The 17,758-nt window shown below is 74.1% G+C and carries 18 protein-coding genes; 10 read left to right on the top strand and 8 right to left on the bottom strand.

Going from position 1 to position 17,758, the window contains the following annotated elements:
* Positions 1-105: 105 nt before the first annotated feature.
* Entirely contained in the window at positions 106-852 is a 747-nt protein-coding gene (locus HCJ94_RS11255) for a hypothetical protein (protein ID WP_168000934.1), read from the top strand.
* A gap of 13 nt (positions 853-865) precedes the next feature.
* Here the strand turns inward: HCJ94_RS11255 and HCJ94_RS11250 are convergent, their stop codons facing one another.
* Complete coding sequence (locus HCJ94_RS11250; RefSeq protein WP_168000933.1) at positions 866-1,186, bottom strand: hypothetical protein; 321 nt, start codon at positions 1,184-1,186, stop codon at positions 866-868.
* Between the two features lie 49 nt (positions 1,187-1,235).
* Here HCJ94_RS11250 and HCJ94_RS11245 point away from each other — a divergent pair, with 49 nt between their 5' ends.
* Genes HCJ94_RS11245 through HCJ94_RS11235 form a run of 3 tightly spaced genes read left to right on the top strand, consistent with a single transcriptional unit; the run spans position 1,236 to position 2,510 of the window.
* Complete coding sequence (locus tag HCJ94_RS11245; protein ID WP_168000894.1) at positions 1,236-1,496, top strand: type 1 glutamine amidotransferase family protein; 261 nt, start codon at positions 1,236-1,238, stop codon at positions 1,494-1,496.
* Positions 1,493-1,654: an N-acetyltransferase gene (locus HCJ94_RS11240; RefSeq protein WP_309227220.1), complete on the top strand. Its 162-nt coding sequence runs from the start codon at positions 1,493-1,495 to the stop codon at positions 1,652-1,654. The genes HCJ94_RS11245 and HCJ94_RS11240 overlap by 4 nt, the downstream gene beginning before the upstream one ends.
* 58 nt (positions 1,655-1,712) lie before the next feature.
* A complete protein-coding gene (locus HCJ94_RS11235; protein WP_168000931.1) occupies positions 1,713-2,510 on the top strand; it encodes an alpha/beta fold hydrolase in 798 nt (265 codons plus the stop codon).
* Positions 2,511-2,655: 145 nt separating this feature from the next.
* Here HCJ94_RS11235 and HCJ94_RS11230 read toward each other — a convergent pair whose 3' ends face one another.
* Complete coding sequence (locus HCJ94_RS11230; RefSeq protein ID WP_168000930.1) at positions 2,656-5,259, bottom strand: glycoside hydrolase family 9 protein; 2,604 nt, start codon at positions 5,257-5,259, stop codon at positions 2,656-2,658.
* 212 nt (positions 5,260-5,471) lie between these two features.
* On the opposite strand from HCJ94_RS11230, the gene HCJ94_RS11225 reads away from it, so the two are divergent.
* Complete coding sequence (locus HCJ94_RS11225; RefSeq protein WP_168000929.1) at positions 5,472-6,197, top strand: PP2C family protein-serine/threonine phosphatase; 726 nt, start codon at positions 5,472-5,474, stop codon at positions 6,195-6,197.
* A 4-nt stretch (positions 6,198-6,201) separates the two neighbouring features.
* Here the strand turns inward: HCJ94_RS11225 and hrpB are convergent, their stop codons facing one another.
* From hrpB to HCJ94_RS11210, 3 genes are all read right to left on the bottom strand, one after another.
* On the bottom strand, positions 6,202-8,760 hold the full coding sequence (gene hrpB, locus HCJ94_RS11220) for an ATP-dependent helicase HrpB (protein ID WP_168000928.1): 2,559 nt from the start codon (positions 8,758-8,760) through the stop codon (positions 6,202-6,204).
* 67 nt (positions 8,761-8,827) lie between these two features.
* On the bottom strand, positions 8,828-9,022 hold the full coding sequence (locus HCJ94_RS11215) for a DUF397 domain-containing protein (RefSeq protein ID WP_168000927.1): 195 nt from the start codon (positions 9,020-9,022) through the stop codon (positions 8,828-8,830).
* A 40-nt stretch (positions 9,023-9,062) separates the two neighbouring features.
* Positions 9,063-9,905, bottom strand: coding sequence for a helix-turn-helix domain-containing protein (locus HCJ94_RS11210; protein ID WP_168000926.1), 843 nt, complete (start codon positions 9,903-9,905; stop codon positions 9,063-9,065).
* Between the two features lie 126 nt (positions 9,906-10,031).
* On the opposite strand from HCJ94_RS11210, the gene HCJ94_RS11205 reads away from it, so the two are divergent.
* Genes HCJ94_RS11205 through HCJ94_RS11195 form a run of 3 tightly spaced genes read left to right on the top strand, consistent with a single transcriptional unit; the run spans position 10,032 to position 12,821 of the window.
* Entirely contained in the window at positions 10,032-10,676 is a 645-nt protein-coding gene (locus HCJ94_RS11205; RefSeq protein ID WP_168000925.1) for a GOLPH3/VPS74 family protein, read from the top strand.
* Positions 10,677-10,716: 40 nt separating this feature from the next.
* Positions 10,717-12,234 (top strand): APC family permease, encoded by a 1,518-nt coding sequence (locus tag HCJ94_RS11200; protein WP_168000924.1) that lies wholly within the window; start codon positions 10,717-10,719, stop codon positions 12,232-12,234.
* Complete coding sequence (locus HCJ94_RS11195; protein ID WP_168000923.1) at positions 12,231-12,821, top strand: GNAT family N-acetyltransferase; 591 nt, start codon at positions 12,231-12,233, stop codon at positions 12,819-12,821. The genes HCJ94_RS11200 and HCJ94_RS11195 overlap by 4 nt, the downstream gene beginning before the upstream one ends.
* Before the next feature lie 109 nt (positions 12,822-12,930).
* On the opposite strand, the gene HCJ94_RS11190 is transcribed toward HCJ94_RS11195, so the two are convergent.
* On the bottom strand, positions 12,931-13,758 hold the full coding sequence (locus tag HCJ94_RS11190; protein WP_168000922.1) for a SigB/SigF/SigG family RNA polymerase sigma factor: 828 nt from the start codon (positions 13,756-13,758) through the stop codon (positions 12,931-12,933).
* 323 nt (positions 13,759-14,081) lie between these two features.
* On the opposite strand from HCJ94_RS11190, the gene HCJ94_RS11185 reads away from it, so the two are divergent.
* Entirely contained in the window at positions 14,082-14,888 is an 807-nt protein-coding gene (locus HCJ94_RS11185; RefSeq protein WP_240944136.1) for an acetoacetate decarboxylase family protein, read from the top strand.
* Here HCJ94_RS11185 and HCJ94_RS11180 read toward each other — a convergent pair.
* On the bottom strand, positions 14,837-16,426 hold the full coding sequence (locus tag HCJ94_RS11180) for a phospholipase D family protein (RefSeq protein WP_168000921.1): 1,590 nt from the start codon (positions 16,424-16,426) through the stop codon (positions 14,837-14,839). The two genes, HCJ94_RS11185 and HCJ94_RS11180, sit on opposite strands and share 52 nt — an antisense overlap.
* Positions 16,427-16,558: 132 nt before the next feature.
* Here HCJ94_RS11180 and HCJ94_RS30755 point away from each other — a divergent pair, with 132 nt between their 5' ends.
* The gene (locus tag HCJ94_RS30755) at positions 16,559-16,687 is read left to right on the top strand and encodes a hypothetical protein (RefSeq protein ID WP_255456070.1); all 129 of its coding nucleotides are present in this window, start codon (positions 16,559-16,561) and stop codon (positions 16,685-16,687) included.
* A gap of 76 nt (positions 16,688-16,763) precedes the next feature.
* Here the strand turns inward: HCJ94_RS30755 and HCJ94_RS11175 are convergent, their stop codons facing one another.
* Positions 16,764-17,750, bottom strand: a complete 987-nt coding sequence (locus HCJ94_RS11175; RefSeq protein WP_168000920.1) for a pirin family protein — start codon at positions 17,748-17,750, stop codon at positions 16,764-16,766.
* Between the last annotated feature and the right edge of the window lie 8 nt (positions 17,751-17,758).

Genomic DNA, 17,758 nt, shown 5'->3' with positions numbered 1-17,758 from the left:
CCACCCGCTCACCTGCCGAATCTTGGCGACGTGGTGCGCCACGCCGGGCGGCCACGGGACCGGGACCGGGCGGATTCCCGCGGCTTTTTCGGGTACCCGCGGCGGGTGGCCGAACTGCTTGAGGACGGGGACATCTACTTCCTCTACCGCCCGCGGGTGCAGGAGGAGCACGTCGACTCCCTGGCGGAGGTGCAGCGGCTACTGGTGATCATGCATCCGTGGCAGGGGCGGCACCTGCGGCTGCTCGTGGTCGGGCGCAAGCGGCTGCCGGGCATCGACGAGCACGACCGGTTCTGGGCGTTCGTCGACGAGGTGGTGGACCGGCCCGAGCAGCTGCACGAGACCCTGCGGGCGCGTGAGTACCGGACGAAGACCCGCGGCGGGCGGGAGCAGCCGCCCGCCCGGCCCGCGGCGGAGGGCGCGTACGTCATCGCCCGGCACGACGACCACACCCACCTCGCGTACGAGCTGGAACTGCCGTTGCGCCCCGGCCCGGCACAGCACGGCCTCAGCATCGAGTCGGAGGCGAGCTACATCGTCACGGTGAAGAACCCCGAGGCGCCCTCGCCGCCCGGGGTGGGTCTTCGCGGCGCCCGGAAGGTCAAGCTGCCCGCCGCACTGCAACGCCGGTTCCACGGCCGCCGGTTCGCCCCGGTCGACCCGCCCGGTTTCCTCGACCACCCGGGGACCGAGATCGTGCTGATCGGCGCGGCCCACGACGCCTCCGAGGAACTGCGGATCGACCTGGACGCGGAGGTCGAGCGGGCGGAGCGGAGCACGATCTTCGGGGATCTGCGGATCGGGCGCCGGGAGCGTCCGGTCGCGCCGCTCTTCGTCGGCGAATGGGCGTGAGGCCGCCCGGCGGTCAGCCCTTCCGGTAGGCGGGCAGCCCGAGCGCGGCACGGACCCTGCCGGCCTCCTCGGCGGCCAGTGTCCGGACCGTCCGCCACGGCTTCCCGGAGTTGACCGCATCCTCCAGCTCCTCGAGCGCCGTGTTGTACGGCGCCACGATCGCCAGGTAGCGGCTCTTGGCCTCGGCCGGTGTCAGCGCGGTCGGCGTGGTCGGGGCGCCCGGGGCGGCGGTCTGCCACACCGGGGCCGCAGCCGGCGGCCGGCCCGGCTCGCCGCCACCGCAACCGGCGACCAGCAGCACGGTCAGGGCGAGAACGGCCCTCCGTCGTGGCACGGGACTCCCATCGGTCGAGCGGTGCGACAACGGGATCCTAGGGGTCCGGGTGCCGCGCCGGGGGGCGCCGGCGGTCACCGCCCTGATCGGCGAACTCGGCTACCCGGCGGAGACCGACGACGTCCACCGCCGGCTTGCCGCCCTGCCGCCCGGGCACGTCGTGCTCGTGTCGGTCGAGGGAAAGCGGGTGACCGGCTGGCTGCGCGCCCGGCACGGCACGGCCCGAGCCTGGTGCACGGTGACCGGCTCGAGATCGTCGGCCTGGTCGCCGCCGACCGGCGGGGGTCCGGCGAGGGCGGCGCGCTGGTGACCGCCGCCGAGGAGTGGGCGCGCGACCGGGGGCTCACGACGGCGCAGGTGCTCTCCGGCAGCGAACGGAACGCGGCGCACGCCTTCTACCGGGGACGCGGATTCCGAGGGGTCAAGACCGAGCAGGTCTTCGTGAAGTCGCTCGCCGGGGAGCGATGAGTTCGTCGGGTGGTCACCGTCGGTACCTGTGACGACCGACCGACGCGAGGAGACCGACATGACGACCACCCACACCCTGGACGTGCCGGGCGCACGGTTGCGCTACGAGGTGCGGGGCTCCGGTCCGCTGTTGCTGGTCATGGGCGCGCCGATGGCCGCGGCGCCGTTCGCGGCGCTGGCCGACGCGCTCGCCGCCGACCACACCGTGGTGACCCACGACCCGCGCGGCATCGCCGGCAGCACCGTCGACGACCCCGAGCAGGACTCGACACCGCAGCTGCGCGCCGACGACGTGGCCGCCCTGCTGGACGCGCTCGGCGCCGCCGACGCCGACGTGCTGGGCAGCAGCGGCGGCGCGGTCACCGGCCTCGCGCTGGTGCAGCGCCACCCGGGCCGGGTCCGCACGCTCGTCGCCCACGAGCCGCCCCTGCTGGAGCTGCTGCCCGACGTGGCGGAGCAGCGCGCCGCCGTCGACCACATGATCGAGCTGCACCGGACGGAAGGAGTGGGTGCGGCGTTCCGGGCCTTCATGGCCCACGCCGGGTACGGCGAGGACGAGATGCCCCCGGGCGAGCCGTCCGCCCAGGACCTGGCCGACAGCGCCCGCTTCTTCGCCCACGAGCTGCGCGGCACCACCCGCTGGCGGCCCGACGTCGCCGCGTTGACCGCCGGCCCGGCCCGCGTGGTCGTCGGCGTCGGGGTCGGGTCGACCCGACTGCTCACCTGGCGTACGTCGCACGCGCTCGCCGACCTGCTCGGCACCCCGCCGGCGGAGTTCCCGGGCGACCACGGCGGGTTCATGGTCCACCCGGAGGAGTTCGCGAAGACCCTGCGCACGGTGCTCGCCGACCGCTGAGGGGGCATGATCACGCTCGAACATCGGAGTAGTGGCCTCGCGGCGAACTGGCGAACACGAGGCCACTACTTCAGGGATTCAGCACGATCATGAGGGCGTGGGTGGTGGGGTGCCGGCCGCCCGGGCCCGCACCCCACGGCCGGGTTCAGGACGTGCAGGGCCTGCCGTTCAGGGCGAACAGGCCCGGGGTCGGGTTGACGCCGCTGGCGGTGCTGCCGTTGAAGCCGAAGGTCACCGAGCCGCCCGGCTTGATCCTCACGTTCCACGACTGGTTGGTCGCCGTGACGGTCGCGCCGGACTGAGTGACCTTCGCCGACCAGGATTGGCCGACCTTCTGGTCGACGGTGAAGGCGAACCGGAGACTCCAGCCGTCGACCGCCGCCGTGCCGGTGTTGCGGACGGTCACCTGGGTGGTGAAGCCGCTCGGCCAGCTGCCGTGCGTCGTGTACGTGACCGCGCAGCTCGCCGGGGGCGTCGCCCCGGCGTCGCCCTGGTCGGCCAGGAACGACGCGATCCAGGTCAGCGCCGAGTTCCAGTTGATCGCGACCTCGTTGGTGGCGTACGAGTTGATGTCGTCGACGTAGCAGAACATCGGCTTGCACCCGGCGAGCAGCTGCGCGGCGAACGGGTCCTGGAGGGCCGCGTTCGGCCCGCCGGCGAGCGAGCCGACGGGCGGCTTCGGCAGGTTCGGGTCGAGCTGGTGGGCGAAGATCCGGCTGTGCTGGTTCTCCGCCGCGTGCTCGCCCCACCCGGTCACGTACGAGATGTTGAGGGCGTTGCGGCCGAGGATGTAGTCCATCGCCTGTACCGCGCCGTCGCGGTACGTGGCGTCGCCGGTCAGGTCGAACGCGGTCGCCAGCACGACGGCGTTGTTGATGACGTTGCTGTTGCCGCCCCAGAAGTAGCTTCCGGCGTCCCCGGGCAGCGGCAGCCCGTACGGCTGCCGGCCGATCTCGGCGAGGTGGGCGTCGGCGGCGGCGGTGACGGAGGCGCGGATCCGGGACCGTTCGGCGGCGGGCAGCCCGCTCGGCACGGTGGCCAGGTCGAGCCGGCCGAGCGCGGCCACGCCCTGCCAGCCGAACCCGCGGGCGTCGAACACGTCCCCCGTGTGGTGCGGGGAGGCGGTCACGTCGGCCAGGTACGTGGACGCGCCGGTGGTCAGGTACAGCTCGGCCGCCGCCCAGTAGAACTCGTCGGTGACGGTGGTGTCGTCGTACGCGCCGCCGCCGGTGCTGTCGGTCGGGCTCGCGTACCGGTCGGGGTTGGCCTTGGCGGCGGCGTAGGCCGTCTTCGCGGCGGTGAGGCAGCGGCCCGCGAAGGCCGCGTCGTACGGGGCGAAGAGGCGCGCGCACTGGGCGGCGACGGCGGCCAGGTTGAGGGTGGCCGCGGTCGACGGCGGGTGCAGTTCGCGCGGCTGCGGGTCGTCCTGGGGTTGCAGCGGCAACCCGGTCCACTGCCGGTCGTGGATCTTGTGGTGCGCCATCCCGGCGAGCGGCTTCCCGGCCGGGACCTGCATGCGCAGCAGGAACTCCAGCTCCCAGCGGGCCTCGTCGAGGATGTCCGGCACCCCGTTGCCGCGCTCCGGCAGCCGCAGGGTGTTGTCGCCGAGCGCCGCGCCGCCGTCCGCGGTGGCCGCCGTCTTGGTCCGTTCGAACGTGCTCAGCAGCTGGTACGTGGCGATACCGCCGTTGACGACGTACTTGCCGTGGTCGCCGGCGTCGTACCAGCCGCCGCGCACGTCGAGGGTGTAGTCGCAGACGCCCGGCTGGCAGGGCACCTCCGTGTCACCCTGGTTCGGGGCGACGCCGACGTGCCCGGCGGGGCGGGCGTACTCCGCACCGAGCAGGTCCCCGTCGATGGCGATGCCGCTGCGCTGGGCGTAGAAGAACTGGACGGCGTCGGAGCGGAGCCGGTAGTAGAGGCCGCCGGAGACGTCGAAGGGGTGGCTGGTCTCTCCGTCGGCGACCAGTGTCAGGCCGGCGGCCGGCGTCCCGTACGCGGAGAAGTCGATCGTGTGGACGTTCTGCCCGGAGGCCTGGTCGATCCCGCGCGGCGCGGTGTCGCCGCCGGCCACCACGTCGCCGGAGGCGTCCCGGAGCCGCCACGGCAGCGGGTCGGTGGCGTCGGTGACGAGCGTGGCGTGCTTCGGTCCGCCGGGCAGGTAGCCGACCTGGTTGACGCGGACGCGGGGCCCGGTGTCCGGCACGTACGGCTCGGGCGGGTTCCCGCCGCGCAGCGAGACGTTGTCGAGGCAGACGGTCTGCTCGGCGGCGCTGCCGCCGACCTGGAAGATCAGTTGGGCGGAGGGGTTCTCCTCCGACACGGTGAACGTCCTCTCCACCCGGGCGGCGGTGCCGGTCGCGGTGGCGTCCACGCTGGCGTACGTGGTGTAGGGGGCGCTGCCCAGTTGCAGGACGGCCTTGACCGCCGTGCCGGGCGTGGCGGAGACGTCGAACCCGAGGGTGTACTCGGCACCGGCGACCAGCGGCACGCCGTCCTGGCCGATGCCGGCGTCCCAGGGGTTGGCCAGACCGCCGGGGACGGTGGTGCAGAGCCGGCCGTCGGTGACGCCGAGCGTGCCGGTGCCGTACGAGAACCAGGGCGAGACGCCGGCGCTGAAGTCGCCGTTGTCGATCTGTTCGGGGGCGTCGGGTGGTGGTTCGGCCTGGGCGGGACCGGCGGCGGCGCCGGTCAGCGCCACGGTGGCCGCCGCGGTGAGCAGCGCGAGGCGGCGTCGGGATGGCGTCACGGGACTTCCTCCGGGACGGGACGGTGGGGTGGTGGGAGATGGGCTGGGAGCGCTCCCAGGTCTGGCCCGATGTTTCCAGTCCCCGGGCACCCTTGTCAATCGATCCGGCTTGATGAGCCATACCGGCCGACGGCAGTGAGATTCGACGCGCCACGCCTGTGGTCCCGATCTCCTAGAGACAACGGCACCCTCGGCCTGGCAGGCTGCCTCCCATGACCCTGAAGCTGCGTTCGTTCGGCACGAGCGACCGTGGGCTGATCCGCAGCGGGAACCAGGACGCCCTCTACGCCGGCACCTGGCTCGTCGCCGTCGCCGACGGGATGGGCGGTATGGCGGCCGGTGACCTGGCCAGCTCCATCGCGATCAACTCGGTCGCCCCGCTGGACGCGGAGACCCCGGAGGACGCGTTGGTCGCCGCGTTGCAGAGCGGCATCCAGCTGACCACCGACCGGATCCGGCAGGCCGTCAGCGAGGATCCGGAGCGGCAGGGCATGGGGACCACGCTGACCGCGCTTCTCTTCGCCCGGACGGGCAGCTGCCTGGCGCTCGCCCACGTCGGCGACTCGCGGGCCTACCTCTTCCGGGACGGCGTGCTCAAGCAGATCACCCGGGACGACACGTTCGTGCAGATGCTCGTCGACCAGGGCGTGATCACCCCGGACCAGGCGAGCAGCCACCCCCGGCGGGCGGTCGTCACGCAGGCGTTGCAGGGCGACGAGGTGTCCCCGACGTACGCCACGATGGTGCCCTGGGCCGGGGACCGCTGGCTGCTGTGCAGCGACGGACTGTCCAACGTGGTCCGGCCCGACACCCTCGCCGAGGTGCTCGCCGCGTACCCGGAGCGGGCCGAGTGCGGCCGCAAGCTGATCGACCTGGCGCTGCACGCCGGCGGCCCGGACAACGTCACCGTCATCGTCGCGGACGTGGTGGAGGAGTGAGGCGTCAGCGGCGGCGCGGGGTCGTGCGCCGGGTCGGCTCGGCGGCCGTCGGGTCGTCGGGCCACGGGTGGCGCGGGTAGCGGCCCCGCAGCTCGGCCCGCACCTGCGGATAGCCGGACCGCCAGAAGGACGCCAGGTCGCCGGTGACCGCGACCGGCCGCCCGGCGGGGGAGAGCAGGTGCAGCAGCACCGGCACGCGCCCGTCGGCGATCCGGGGCGCCTGCCGCCAGCCGAACGTCTCCTGGAGCTTCACCGCCAGCACCGGCGCCGCCGGGTCGGTGTAGTCGACCCGGATCCGCGAGCCGCTCGGCACGGTGATCCGCTCGGGTGCCAGCTCGTCGAGACGGCCGGCGAGCGCCCACGGAAGCAGCCGGCGCAGCGCGGCGGCGACGTCGACCCGGGCCAGGTCCGCCCGGCGGCGGGCGGTGGCCAGCTCCGGCCCGAGCCAGACCGGCGCGGCGCCGAGCAGCGCCCCGTCGTCCACGTCGGGCCACTCGTCCCCGAGCGCGGCGCGGCAGAACGCCAGCCGCTCCCGCAGGGCCCGTGCCGCCGGCGTCCAGGTCAGCAGGTCCAGTCCGGTGCGGCGTAGCCCGTCCAGCAGGGCGGCGGCCACCTCCTGCGGGTCGGGGCGGGCCAGCGGACGCTCGACCAGGTCGAGCGCACCCAGCCGGACCACCTCGCGGGCCACCACGTCCGTCCCGGACCAGGCCACCTCCCGCGCGGTGGCCAGCACCGGTCCGCCCGCCTCCCGGGCGGTCGCCTCGTCCACCGGGGCGGCCAGCCGGATCCGCGCGGACGGCGCGCCGGGGGAGCGGTCGGCCACCGCGACCGCCAGCCACGCCGAGCCCGCCAGCGCCGACCCGGGCGCCAGCTCCGCGGCGGTCCCGCCGGTCATCAGGTACGCCGAACCGCCCGGCCGCCGCGCCCGGGCCAGCCGCTCCGGGTACGCGAGACCGACCACCAGCCCGGCCGCCAGGTCGTCGGGCAGGCCGCCACAGGCGGCGTCGGTGCCGGAGGCGGCGTCCATTCCGGCGGTCGAACCGGGGCCCGGCTGGACGGTTGCCGGCAGGGCGGCGCGCAGGCGGCGTACCTCCGCTCGCCAGCGCGCCGAGGCGGCGGCGTCGGCGCCCCCGCGGAGCCGGCGCCACGCGGCGGTCAGGTCGTCGCCGGGACCGGCCACGGTCTCCTCGGCGAGCAGCGCGACGATCTCGGCCGCCCGGTCCGCGCCCACCCGGGCCGCACCGTCGAGCAGGGCGCGGGCCAACCGGGGGTGGGCGCCGGTCGTGGCGATCGTCCGGCCCCGGTCGGTGATCCGGCCGTCCCGGTCGAGCGCGCCGAGCGTGGTGAGGGTGTCCCGGGCCACGGTGAGGGCGGCCGGCGGCGGGGGATCGGGCAGCGCGAGCCCGCGGCCGTCCGGCGCGCCCCAGGCGGCGAGGTCGAGCGCGAACCCGGTCAGGTCGGCCGTCGCGATCTCCGGCTCCGGCTGCGCCGCCAGCCGTTCGTGCGTCGCGGCCGACCAGCAGCGGTAGACGTGACCGGGCGCCTCCCGGCCGGCCCGCCCGGCACGCTGCGTGGCGGCGGCCCGGGACACCGGCACGGTGACCAGCGCCCCCAGCCCCCGGGCCAGGTCCGTCCGGGCGACCCGGGCCAGCCCGGCGTCGACCACCACCCGTACGCCCGGAACGGTCAGGCTGCTCTCGGCCACCGCGGTCGCCAGCACCACCCGCCGCCCCGGTGACGGGCGCAGTGCGGCGTCCTGGTCGGCCGCCCGCTGCCGGCCGTGCAGCGAACGGACCTCCACCTCGGTACGCAGGTCGGCGAGGCGGCCCGCCACGGCGGCGATCTCGCCCACCCCGGGCAGGAAGACCAGCACGTCGCCGTCGCGCTCGCGCAGCGCGCGGCGGACCGTGGCCGCGACGTGGTCGAGCAGTGCCGGGTCGACCCGGCCGGCGCCGGGCGGGGCGACCGGGCGGGGCGGCGGCGCCCAGATCCGGGTCACCGGGTGCAGGGCGGAGGACGCCCGCACCACGGGCGCGGGCGCGTCGCCGCCGAGCAGCGCGGCCACCCGGTCCGTGTCGGGCGTCGCCGACATGCCGAGCAGCCACAGGTCGGGGCGGAGCGCGGCCCGGGCCTCCACCGCGAAGGCGAGCGCCAGGTCGGCGTCGAGCTGGCGCTCGTGGATCTCGTCGAGCAGCACGGCGCCGGTGCCGGCCAGCTCCGGGTCGCGGTGCAGCCGGCGGACCAGCAGCCCGGTGGTGACCACCTCGACCCGCGTACGCGGGCCGGTCCGGCGCTCGCCGCGGACGGCGTACCCGATCCGCTCGCCCACCCGCTCGCCGAGCAGTGTGGCCATCCGGTTCGCGGCGGCGCGGGCCGCGACCCGGCGCGGCTGCGCCACCAGCACCCGGCCGGACACCTCGTCGGCCACGGCGAGCGGCACCAGGGTCGTCTTGCCGGTGCCGGGCGGCGCCACCAGCACGCCGGTGCCGGTGGAGCGCAGTGCCGCGACGAGCGCCGGCAGCGCCGGGCGGACCGGCAGGTCGAGCGGGACGTCGGAGAGCACGGGACAGTCTCGCACCCGAGGCGCCGGTCGACGTCCGGGCGGGACGTCGGCACCGGCCCGACGGGCGTCAGCCGGCGCGTACCCCGTCGACCCCGGACACGAAGGCCCGCCAGGCCGACGGCGGGAACGCCAGCACCGGCCCCCGCCGGTCCTTGCTGTCCCGGACCGCGATCCGACCGTCCACCGTGGCCACCTCGACGCAGTTGCCGTTGCCCACACTGCGGCTGCTGATGCGCCACTTCGCCCCGTCGAGCGCGGTCATCGCGGTACCTCTCGTCTGTGTCGGCGTGCCGCGCCGGCGGTCACGCAAAGTTACGGGAAGCCTCCGTGAGGCGTGCGTGTGACGCCTCCGGACGAAGCGCCAACCGGCGCAGCTCCTCGTGCACCAGGCTATACCCGGCGACGTGCCCGGCCTCCTCGAGAGCCAGGCCTGTCGTGAGATTTTCCAGGTAGACGACGGCGGCGTCGGCGGCGTCGGCGAAGGTGAGGACGACGTACGGCGCGCTCATCGCGGGGTGCCCGCCGGCGGAGAACGGTAGTACCTGGACAGTTACGTTTGGTAGTTGAGCCACCTTCGCGATGTGCGCCAACTGGTCGGCCATCACGGCGTGGCCGCCGACCGGGCGGCAGAGCACCGCCTCGTTGAGCACCACCGAGAGTTCCACCGGGTCGTCGCGGTGCAGCACCTCCTGCCGGCGCAGGCGCGCGGCGACCTTCCGTTCGAGGCCCTCCTCGCCGGCGGTGCGCCGGAAGACCTCCCGCGCGTACGCCTCGGTCTGGAGCAGGCCGGGCACCGCCTCGGCCTCGTACGTGCGCAGCGTCGCCGCCTCCGCCTCCAGTCCGACGTAGAACTCGAACCACTCCGGCAGCACGTCGCTGTAGTTCTGCCACCAGCCGCGCTGCTGGGCGCCGCGGGCGATTTCGATCAGTGCCTCCGCGTCCGCGCCGGTCACCTGGTACAGGGCCAGGGCGGCGCGCACGTCGCGCGGCTTGATGCCGATCTGGGCGTTCTCGATGCGGGACAGGTTGCTCTTGGACATGTCCAGCTGCCGCGCGGCGACATCCAAGGTCATCCCTGCCCGCTCGCGGAGCTGGCGGAGTTCCCGGGCGATACGGCGGCGGCGGACGGTCGGGCTCGCGGTCACCCTCCGAGTCTGTCACGGCAAGATCCGCAGGTCGCGCGCATACGGAGTGCAACCGGCGAAACCGGGAGTTGCATTGCACATCCGCCGGGTGCATCCTTGCCCGGTTGCGATCACTGTGGACGATGCGTGCGGGAGGACCGGTTGCTCATCGCCGACGAGTTCTTCCTGATCGCCCACAACGACATCCGGGGCAAGGCGAAGCTGCATCCGACCGCCACCGGCCTCGGGCTCGCCGGCGGTCTGCTCGGCGAACTCGTCCTCTACGGACACCTCACCGTCTCCGCCGGTCTCATCGCCATCGTCAACCGGCGCCCGCCGGCGGACGCGCTCGCCCACACCGTCCTCGACCAGCTCGTCGGGGAGTCCCAGCACCAGTCCGTCCGCACCTGGCTCGCCTTCCTCGCCCAGAACGCCACGACCTCGGTGGGGGAGCGGCTGGCGCGGGCGGGCGTGCTGCGCCGCCAGGAGAGCCGGCGGCTGCTACGCACCAGCGTCTCGTACGTCCCGCTCGACCCCAACACGGCGGCCTGGCCGGCGACCCGGCTACGGGTGCTGCTGGAGCGGTCGGAGCCCCCGCCGACCCTCGCCGACGCGCTGCTGCTCGGCCTCGTCACCGCGGCCGGCCTGAGCCGCGAGGTGCTGTGGAGCGCCGGCCCTCGGGCGCACCACCGGCTCGCCGCGCTCGTGGCCGCCCTCCCACCACCGCTGAAGGAGCTGGTCGCGCACACCGAGGCGGCGGTCGGGGCCGCGGTGCTGCGCGGCGTCCCCTGACCCGGCACACCCCTCATCCCCCTCGAACCGGGAGCCGCGCATGTCCTCCACAGCAACGATCGAACGACCGAGCAATGTCTCCGAGGCGCTGGCCCGCGGCCGGCTCGGCGTACCGTCGGTGATCTTCTTCGTCCTGTCCGCCGCCGCGCCGCTGACGGTCGTGGCCGGCGTGGTGACCACCGGATACGGCGTCATCGGCGTCCTCGGCATCCCGCTGGCGTTCCTCGCGGTGGCCGCCGTTCTGGCCCTCTTCTCGGTCGGGTACGTGGCGATGGCGCGCCGGCTCGCCAACGCCGGTGCGTTCTACGCGTACGTGTCCCGGGGCCTGGGCCGGCCGGCCGGCGTCGGCGCCGCCTGGGTGGCGCTGATCGCGTACAACGCCCTCCAGGTCGGTCTGTACGGCGCCATCGGCGCGGCCGCGGAGCCGGTGCTGGACCGGCTCTTCGGCGTCACCGCGGCGTGGTGGCTGGTGGCGCTGGTCGCCTGGGCGATCGTCGCGGTCCTGGGCCTGCTGCGGGTCGACATCAACGGCCTGGTCCTCGCCGCCTTGCTGGTCGCCGAGATCGCGGTGATCCTCGTGTTCGACCTCGGCCAGCTCGGCAACCCCGCCGGCGGCCAGGTCAGCTTCGCCGCGCTCGCCCCGGACAACCTCCTCGTCCCCGGCGTGGGCGCGGTGCTGGTGCTGGCGATCCTCGGCTTCGTCGGCTTCGAGTCCGCCGTGGTCTTCAGCGAGGAGAGCAAGGACCCGCGGCGCACCGTGCCGCTGGCGACCTACCTGTCCATCGCGATCATCGCCGTCGTCTACGCGCTCTCGTCCTGGAGCATGACCGTCGCGGTCGGACCGGACCGTATCGCCGAGCAGGCCGGCGAGCAGAGCGTGGCGCTGATCTTCAACCTGGCCGGGGAGCACCTCGGCGACACCGTCGTCACCATCGGCCAGGTGCTGTTCCTGACCTCGGTGCTGGCCGCGATGATCTCGTTCCACAACACGACGGCCCGCTACACCTTCGCCCTCGGCCGGGAGCGGGTGCTGCCGGCGGTCTTCGGGCGGACGTCGCCGCGGACCGGGGCGCCCCGGGCGGCGTCCGTCGCGCAGAGCGTCCTCGGCATCGGCGTCATCCTGCTGTACGCGGTCAACGGGTGGGATCCCGTCGTGCAGCTCTTCTACTGGGGCGGCACCAGCGGCGGCTTCGGCGTGCTGCTGCTGATCGCCGCCACCTCGGTCGCGGTGATCGCCTACTTCGCCCGCGGCGGTGGGGACGAGACGCTGTGGCGGCGGGCGGTCGCGCCGGGGCTCGCCGCGCTGGCGCTGGCCGGCGTCGTCACCCTCGCGGTCGTCAACTTCGCCGACCTGCTCGGTGTCACGCCGGACCACGCCCTCCGCTGGGGCGTCCCGATCGCGTACGTGGTCGCCGCGCTGATCGGCGTGGTGTGGGCGCTGGTGCTGCGCGCGGGCCGGCCCGACACGTACGCCCGGATCGGCCTCGGCGCGGAGAGCGCGGCGACGGTTCTGCCCGGAATCCCGGGGACGCCCGAGCGGGCCGAGGCCGCGCGATGAGTGCCACTCCGGTCGAGCGCCTGGGCCCGGCGGAGACCCGGCTGGTCGCCGAGCGGATCGCGGAGGCGTTCCTGGTGCTCGACGCGCCGCGCTGGTTGGTGCCCGACGAGAGCAAGCGGGAGATGGTCCTCGCCGGGCAGTTCGAGATCCTGGTCGACCACGCGATGCGGCACGGCCTGGTGTTCGGCACCGCCGACCGGGACGGCGTCGCCGTCTGGTTCCCGTCGGTGGGGGATCCGGCGCCGCCGCCGGAGGACTACGACGCCCGGCTGGCCGCGGCGTGCGGCGAGTGGACCGGGCGCTTCGCCCACCTCGACGAGTTGTTCGCCGCGAACCACCCCCACCCGGACCACCATCATCTGGCGTTCCTGGCCGTACGGCCCGACCGCCAGGGCCGGGGGGTGGGCAGCACCCTGCTGCGGCACCACCATGCATGGCTGGACGCCAACGGGGTCCCGGGTTACCTGGAGGCGGCGAGCGAGATCGCTGTCGAGCTGTACACCCGGCACGGCTACCGGGTCCGCGAGCCGTTCCGGCTGCCCGACGGCACCCCGTTCTGGCCCATGTGGCGCGAGCCGCTGAGGTGAGCGGACGGGCCCCTTCGCCAGGAAGGGGCCCGTCCGGACACCCGCTCCGGCGGGCCCGGACACGACGGTGGCCGGGCCCGCCGACCCGGCCACCGTCCTCGCCGCTGACTCAGTACGTGCCGTCCAGCTGCCCACGCAGCTTGGTCAGCGCCCGGGCCAGCAGCCGGGACACGTGCATCTGGGAGACGCCGATCTGCTCGGCGATCTGCGACTGGGTCAGGTTGCCGTAGAAGCGCAGGGTGAGGATCTTCTGCTCGCGCTCGTCGAGGGTGGCCAGCGCCGGGCCGAGCGCGACCCGCAGCTCCGCCAGCTCGAACTCGCCGTCCTCGCCGCCGAGCAGGTCGCCCAGCTCGGTGGCCCGGTCGCCGTCGCCGGTCGGTGTGGACAGCGACACCGCGTTGTAGGCGCGGGCGCCCTCCAGGCCCTCCAGGACCTCTTCCTCGGTGATGTTGAGGTGGGCGGCGATGTCGGCGACCGTCGGCGAGCGGCCGAGGCTCTGGAGCAGGGTGCTGTTGGCGTCGGAGATGGCGAGCCGCAGCTCCTGGAGGCGGCGGGGCACCCGGATGTCCCACGTGCGGTCGCGGAAGTGCCGCTTGAGCTCACCGATGATGGTGGGGATCGCGTACCCCGCGAAGTCGACACCGCGCGACGGGTCGAACTTGTCGATGGCCTTGATGAGCCCGACGGCGGCGGTCTGGGCCAGGTCGTCGGTCGGCTCGCCGCGACCGCTGTAGCGGTGCGCGAGGTGGTTGGCGAGCGGCAGCCAGGCCTCGATCGCCTTGTCGCGCAGGCCGGCGCGGGACGGGTGGTTGGCCGGCAGCGCGGCCATCGCGTTGAGCAGGTCGGCGGCGCTGTCGGTGAGCGCCCGGGGGTCGAGCTTCTCGGTGGAGCTCGGTACGGCCTTCGTCGCGTGTTCGCTGATCGTTGGCGCGGTCATGGGTGGTCCTCCCTGCACCTCGTCCGCGGATAAAAGACGTGACGCTTTGGTTTAGCTTCAGGTGTCCGTTCGGGAGTCACCTTAGCCTGATCGTCTTGCCGAAATCTAGCCGAACGGCTGATGTACTTAAGTGATTTTCACTCATGAAACGCCCTGAAGCGGGCATAACCCCATCGGAATGTGAGCCTGATCATCCGCTTGTTCGTCCGACCGGCCGCTGACCGGACATCCGGCCGGGGCGGCCGGTCGGTCCTCCGCTGCCGTCGAGCGGTCGGCGCGGCTCAGCAGAGAGGTTCTCGCTGTCGACTTTCCGTCGTTGTCCCGTGGACGGGACCAGTCGTAGCGTCACGGGTGACAACAGTGGCACCGGAGGCAACGTGCTCGACCCGTCCGCTCCCCAGCTCGTGGTGAACAGCCGCACGCTCTTCTTCAGCTGGCTCCCGGCGGACCCCGACGCGGTCGCCGCGATGGTGCCCCCCGGCCTGCGTCCCCGCCCGGACCGGCAGGTCTTCATGAACCAGTACGTCGTCGACGACGCCAGCCAGACGTCCGGCTTCGGTGCCTACACCCTGACGTACGTCGGGGTGTCCCTCGTCGGGGTGGACGCGCCCGGCGGGGAGAGCCCCGGCGGCTGGTGGACGCACTACGTCACCTCCAGCGAGCGGGTCCGGGAGTACGCCGTCGCCCGCGGCGCGCCGGCCGTCCACGGACGGACCACCATCGGCAGCGAGAGTGGCGTCCTCGTGGCCGAGACCGCGATCGACGGTGTCCCGGTGATCCGGGCACGCTGCCAGGTCGGTGAGGCCGGGCGCATGGTGAGCAGCGGGCACCACCGCTACTTCACCGCCCACCGCGGGCGGCTGCTCAACGCCGTCTACCCGTACGTCGCCGAGCCGGTCACCCCGTTCGTCGTCGAGTCGGTCGAGTTCCTGGAGCCGGCGCACCCGATCTACGCGCTGCGTCCGGAGAACCCGCTCACCATCGGGTTCGGCTTCTACGCCCCCCGGGCGTCGTTCGCGTACCCGGGCGGGCTGACCGAGCACGTCGGCGAGCCCGAGCCGGTCGGGGTGGGCGCGGGTCACCAGGTGCCGGCGCGCCGGGCCGCCAGCGGCCTGCCGTCGGGGTCGTAGACCAGCCGGTACACCGGCAACGCCCAGGCCCGGGTGTACCAGGGCAGCCGCTCCGGCCGGTGGGGCCGCAGCCGTCCCGGCGGGCGGGGACCGACCCGGCCACCGTCGTACCACCGTTGCAGCGCGTCGGCGGCGGCCGTGACGGCCGCGACCGCGTCGGCCGGGTCGAGCAGGTCGGCGTCCTCGCCACCGTCCGGGTCCCGGTCGAGGTGCTCGCGCAGCAGCCGCAGCCGCAGGTCCCGGGCGAAGACCCGCGCCCCGTCGCCGGTCCCGGCCGGGTCCACCGGGTCGCGGTGGTCGCGGGTGCCGTCGACCACCGCACAGGACAGTTCGCTGTCGTGCGTCCAGGAGCGCCGGTTGAAGTTGTCGCTGCCGACGCAGGCCCACACGTCGTCGACGACGCAGACCTTGGCGTGGACGTACACCGGCGTCCCGGCGTGGTTCTCCAGGTCGAAGATGTGCACCCGGTCCGGCGCGGCCTTCTCGCACAGCGACAGGGCCTGCTCCCGGCCGACCGTGTTCGGTGGCAGCGCCAGACGGCCGTCGACGTCGGGGTGCCGGGGGACGACGGCGATCAGGTGCAGGTCCGGCTGCTCCCGCAGGGCCCGTGCGAAGAGGTCCGCCACCTCGGTCGACCAGAGGTACTGGTCCTCCAGGTAGATGAGGCGGCGGGCCCGGCGGACCGCCTTGGTGTAGCCCCGGGCCACCGTCCGCTCCCCGTCCGGTGCGAACGAGTACCGCGGCCGCACCGCCGGGTAGGTGCGCAGCACCTGGACGTGGTGGGGGCCGCAGGCGGGCGGGTCCGGGGGCTGGTCCGGCAGCGGATCGGGGCGCAGGTCGGCGCCGCGCAGCCGGTCCCGCAGGTACGCGAGCGGGTTCTCCGAGTCCAGCGGCATCGGATCGGTCCACCGTTCCCGGAAGGTGGTGTCCAGCGCGCCCACCACCGGGCCGCGGACGGCCAGTTGCACGTCGTGCCACGGCGGGCGGTCGCCGTACTGGGCGGACATCCGGACCGTCTGCGGGTCCCCGTGGTGGTCGGCGTCGTCACGCCGGCTGTGGCACAGGTCGATGCCCCCGGCGAAGGCGATGTCCCGTTCGGGGGAGCGAGGGTGCCGCAGCACCACGAGCTTCTGGTGGTGCGCGCCGCCGCGGCGGACCCGTTGGTCGAGCAGCACCTCGCCGCCGGCGGCGCTGATCACCTCGCTGACGTTGCGGTTCTCCTCCTCGCTATACGCCAGCGCGTCGAGGTGCGAGCGCCAGACCAGCCCCTTGACGATCACGCCGCGCTGGGCGGCCCGCGCGAAGAGCTGGGCAACCGTGGGCCCGTCCGGCCGCATGCGCTGGTCGGGGTCGCCCCGCCAGTCCGTGAAGAAGAGGTGGTCGCCGGCTTCCAGGGCCTCCACCTCGCGCACCAGCCGGTCGAAGTAGGCGACACCGTGAATTAACGGCTCGGCAAGGTTTCCGCTGGTCCAGATGGGTAACTCAGACCTCGGGTTGGCGCGTTCGCCTGCGGAGAGGAACCACTCCTGGGGTACCACGTTTCCCACCCTCCCCAGTCGGACGACGTCGGAGGAACCCCCGCCGAGGGTCCACGGCCCGCCGGCACGACCGGAAGGCCGACCCACGGCATACCCAACGGATCTTGATGCGAAAACCGAGGAGGCCACACCATGCCCGGCGAGACGACGAACTCCGTGACCGAGTACCGCGAGCAGGCGGTCGAGGGCGAGCGGGGGGCGCTGGTGGCCGTGTTGGTGATGGTGATCCTCGGCGTGGCCGGCATATTCGCCGTGTCCTGACGGGCGGACGCCGACGGCGGGCGCCCCGATTGGGGTGCCCGCCGTCGTGTGCCGGTGGCCGTGCCGGCCCGTCCGGTCAGGGGCGCGGACCCTGGCCGTCGGTGTGCGGCACCCGCTCGGCGGGGATCACGCCGAGCTTGCCGGCCTGGAAGTCCTCGAACGCCTGGATCAGCTCGTCCCGGGTGTTCATGACGAACGGGCCGTAGTGCGCCACCGGCTCCCGGATCGGCTGGCCTCCCATGATGTAGAGGTCCAGCTTCGGCGTGCGGCTGTCCTGACGGGCGTCCGCGGTGAACCGCAGGGCGTCGCCCGGGCCGTGCACCGCGAGCTGCCCGGTGTGGAACGGCCGGCGGTCGGTGCCGACCGTGCCGCGCCCGCCCAGCACGTACACCAGGGCGTTGAAGTCCGGCCGCCACGGCAGGTCGACCTCGGCGCCCGGCTCCACCGTCACGTGGGTCACGGTGATCGGGGTGTGGGTCGAGCCCGGCCCCCGGTGCCCGGCGATCTCGCCGGCGATCACCCGGATCAGGGCCCCGCCGTCCGGCGTGGTGAGCAGCGCCGACTCGCGGCCGCGGATGTCCTGGTACTTGGGCGCGATCATCTTCGCGACCCGCGGCAGGTTCACCCACAGCTGCGTGCCGTGGAACAGGCCGCCGCTCATCACCAGGTGCTCCGGCGGTGCCTCGATGTGCAGGAGGCCGCTGCCGGCGGTCATCCACTGGGTGTCCCCGTCGGTGATCGTGCCACCGCCGCCGTGCGTGTCCTGGTGGTCGAAGACGCCGTCGATGATGTACGTGACGGTTTCGAACCCGCGGTGCGGGTGCCACGGCGTGCCCTTCGGCTCGCCCGGCGCGTAGTCGACCTCGCCCATCTGGTCGAGGTGGATGAACGGGTCCAGCTCGTTCAGCGGCACCCCGGCGAAGGCCCGGCGCACCGGGAAGCCCTCGCCCTCGTACCCGCTGGGTGCGGTGGTGAGCCGGCGGATCGGCCGGAAGGTCGTGGACTCGTCGAGCCGGGGCAGGCGGGGCAGGACGAGCACGTTGTCGACGGCGATGGCGGGCACCGCGGGCT

Source organism: Micromonospora thermarum, from assembly GCF_012034245.1.
Lineage (GTDB): Bacteria > Actinomycetota > Actinomycetes > Mycobacteriales > Micromonosporaceae > Micromonospora > Micromonospora thermarum.
The sequence above is the reverse complement of the archived record's forward strand: the minus strand, read 5'-3'. Positions and strand labels throughout refer to the sequence as shown.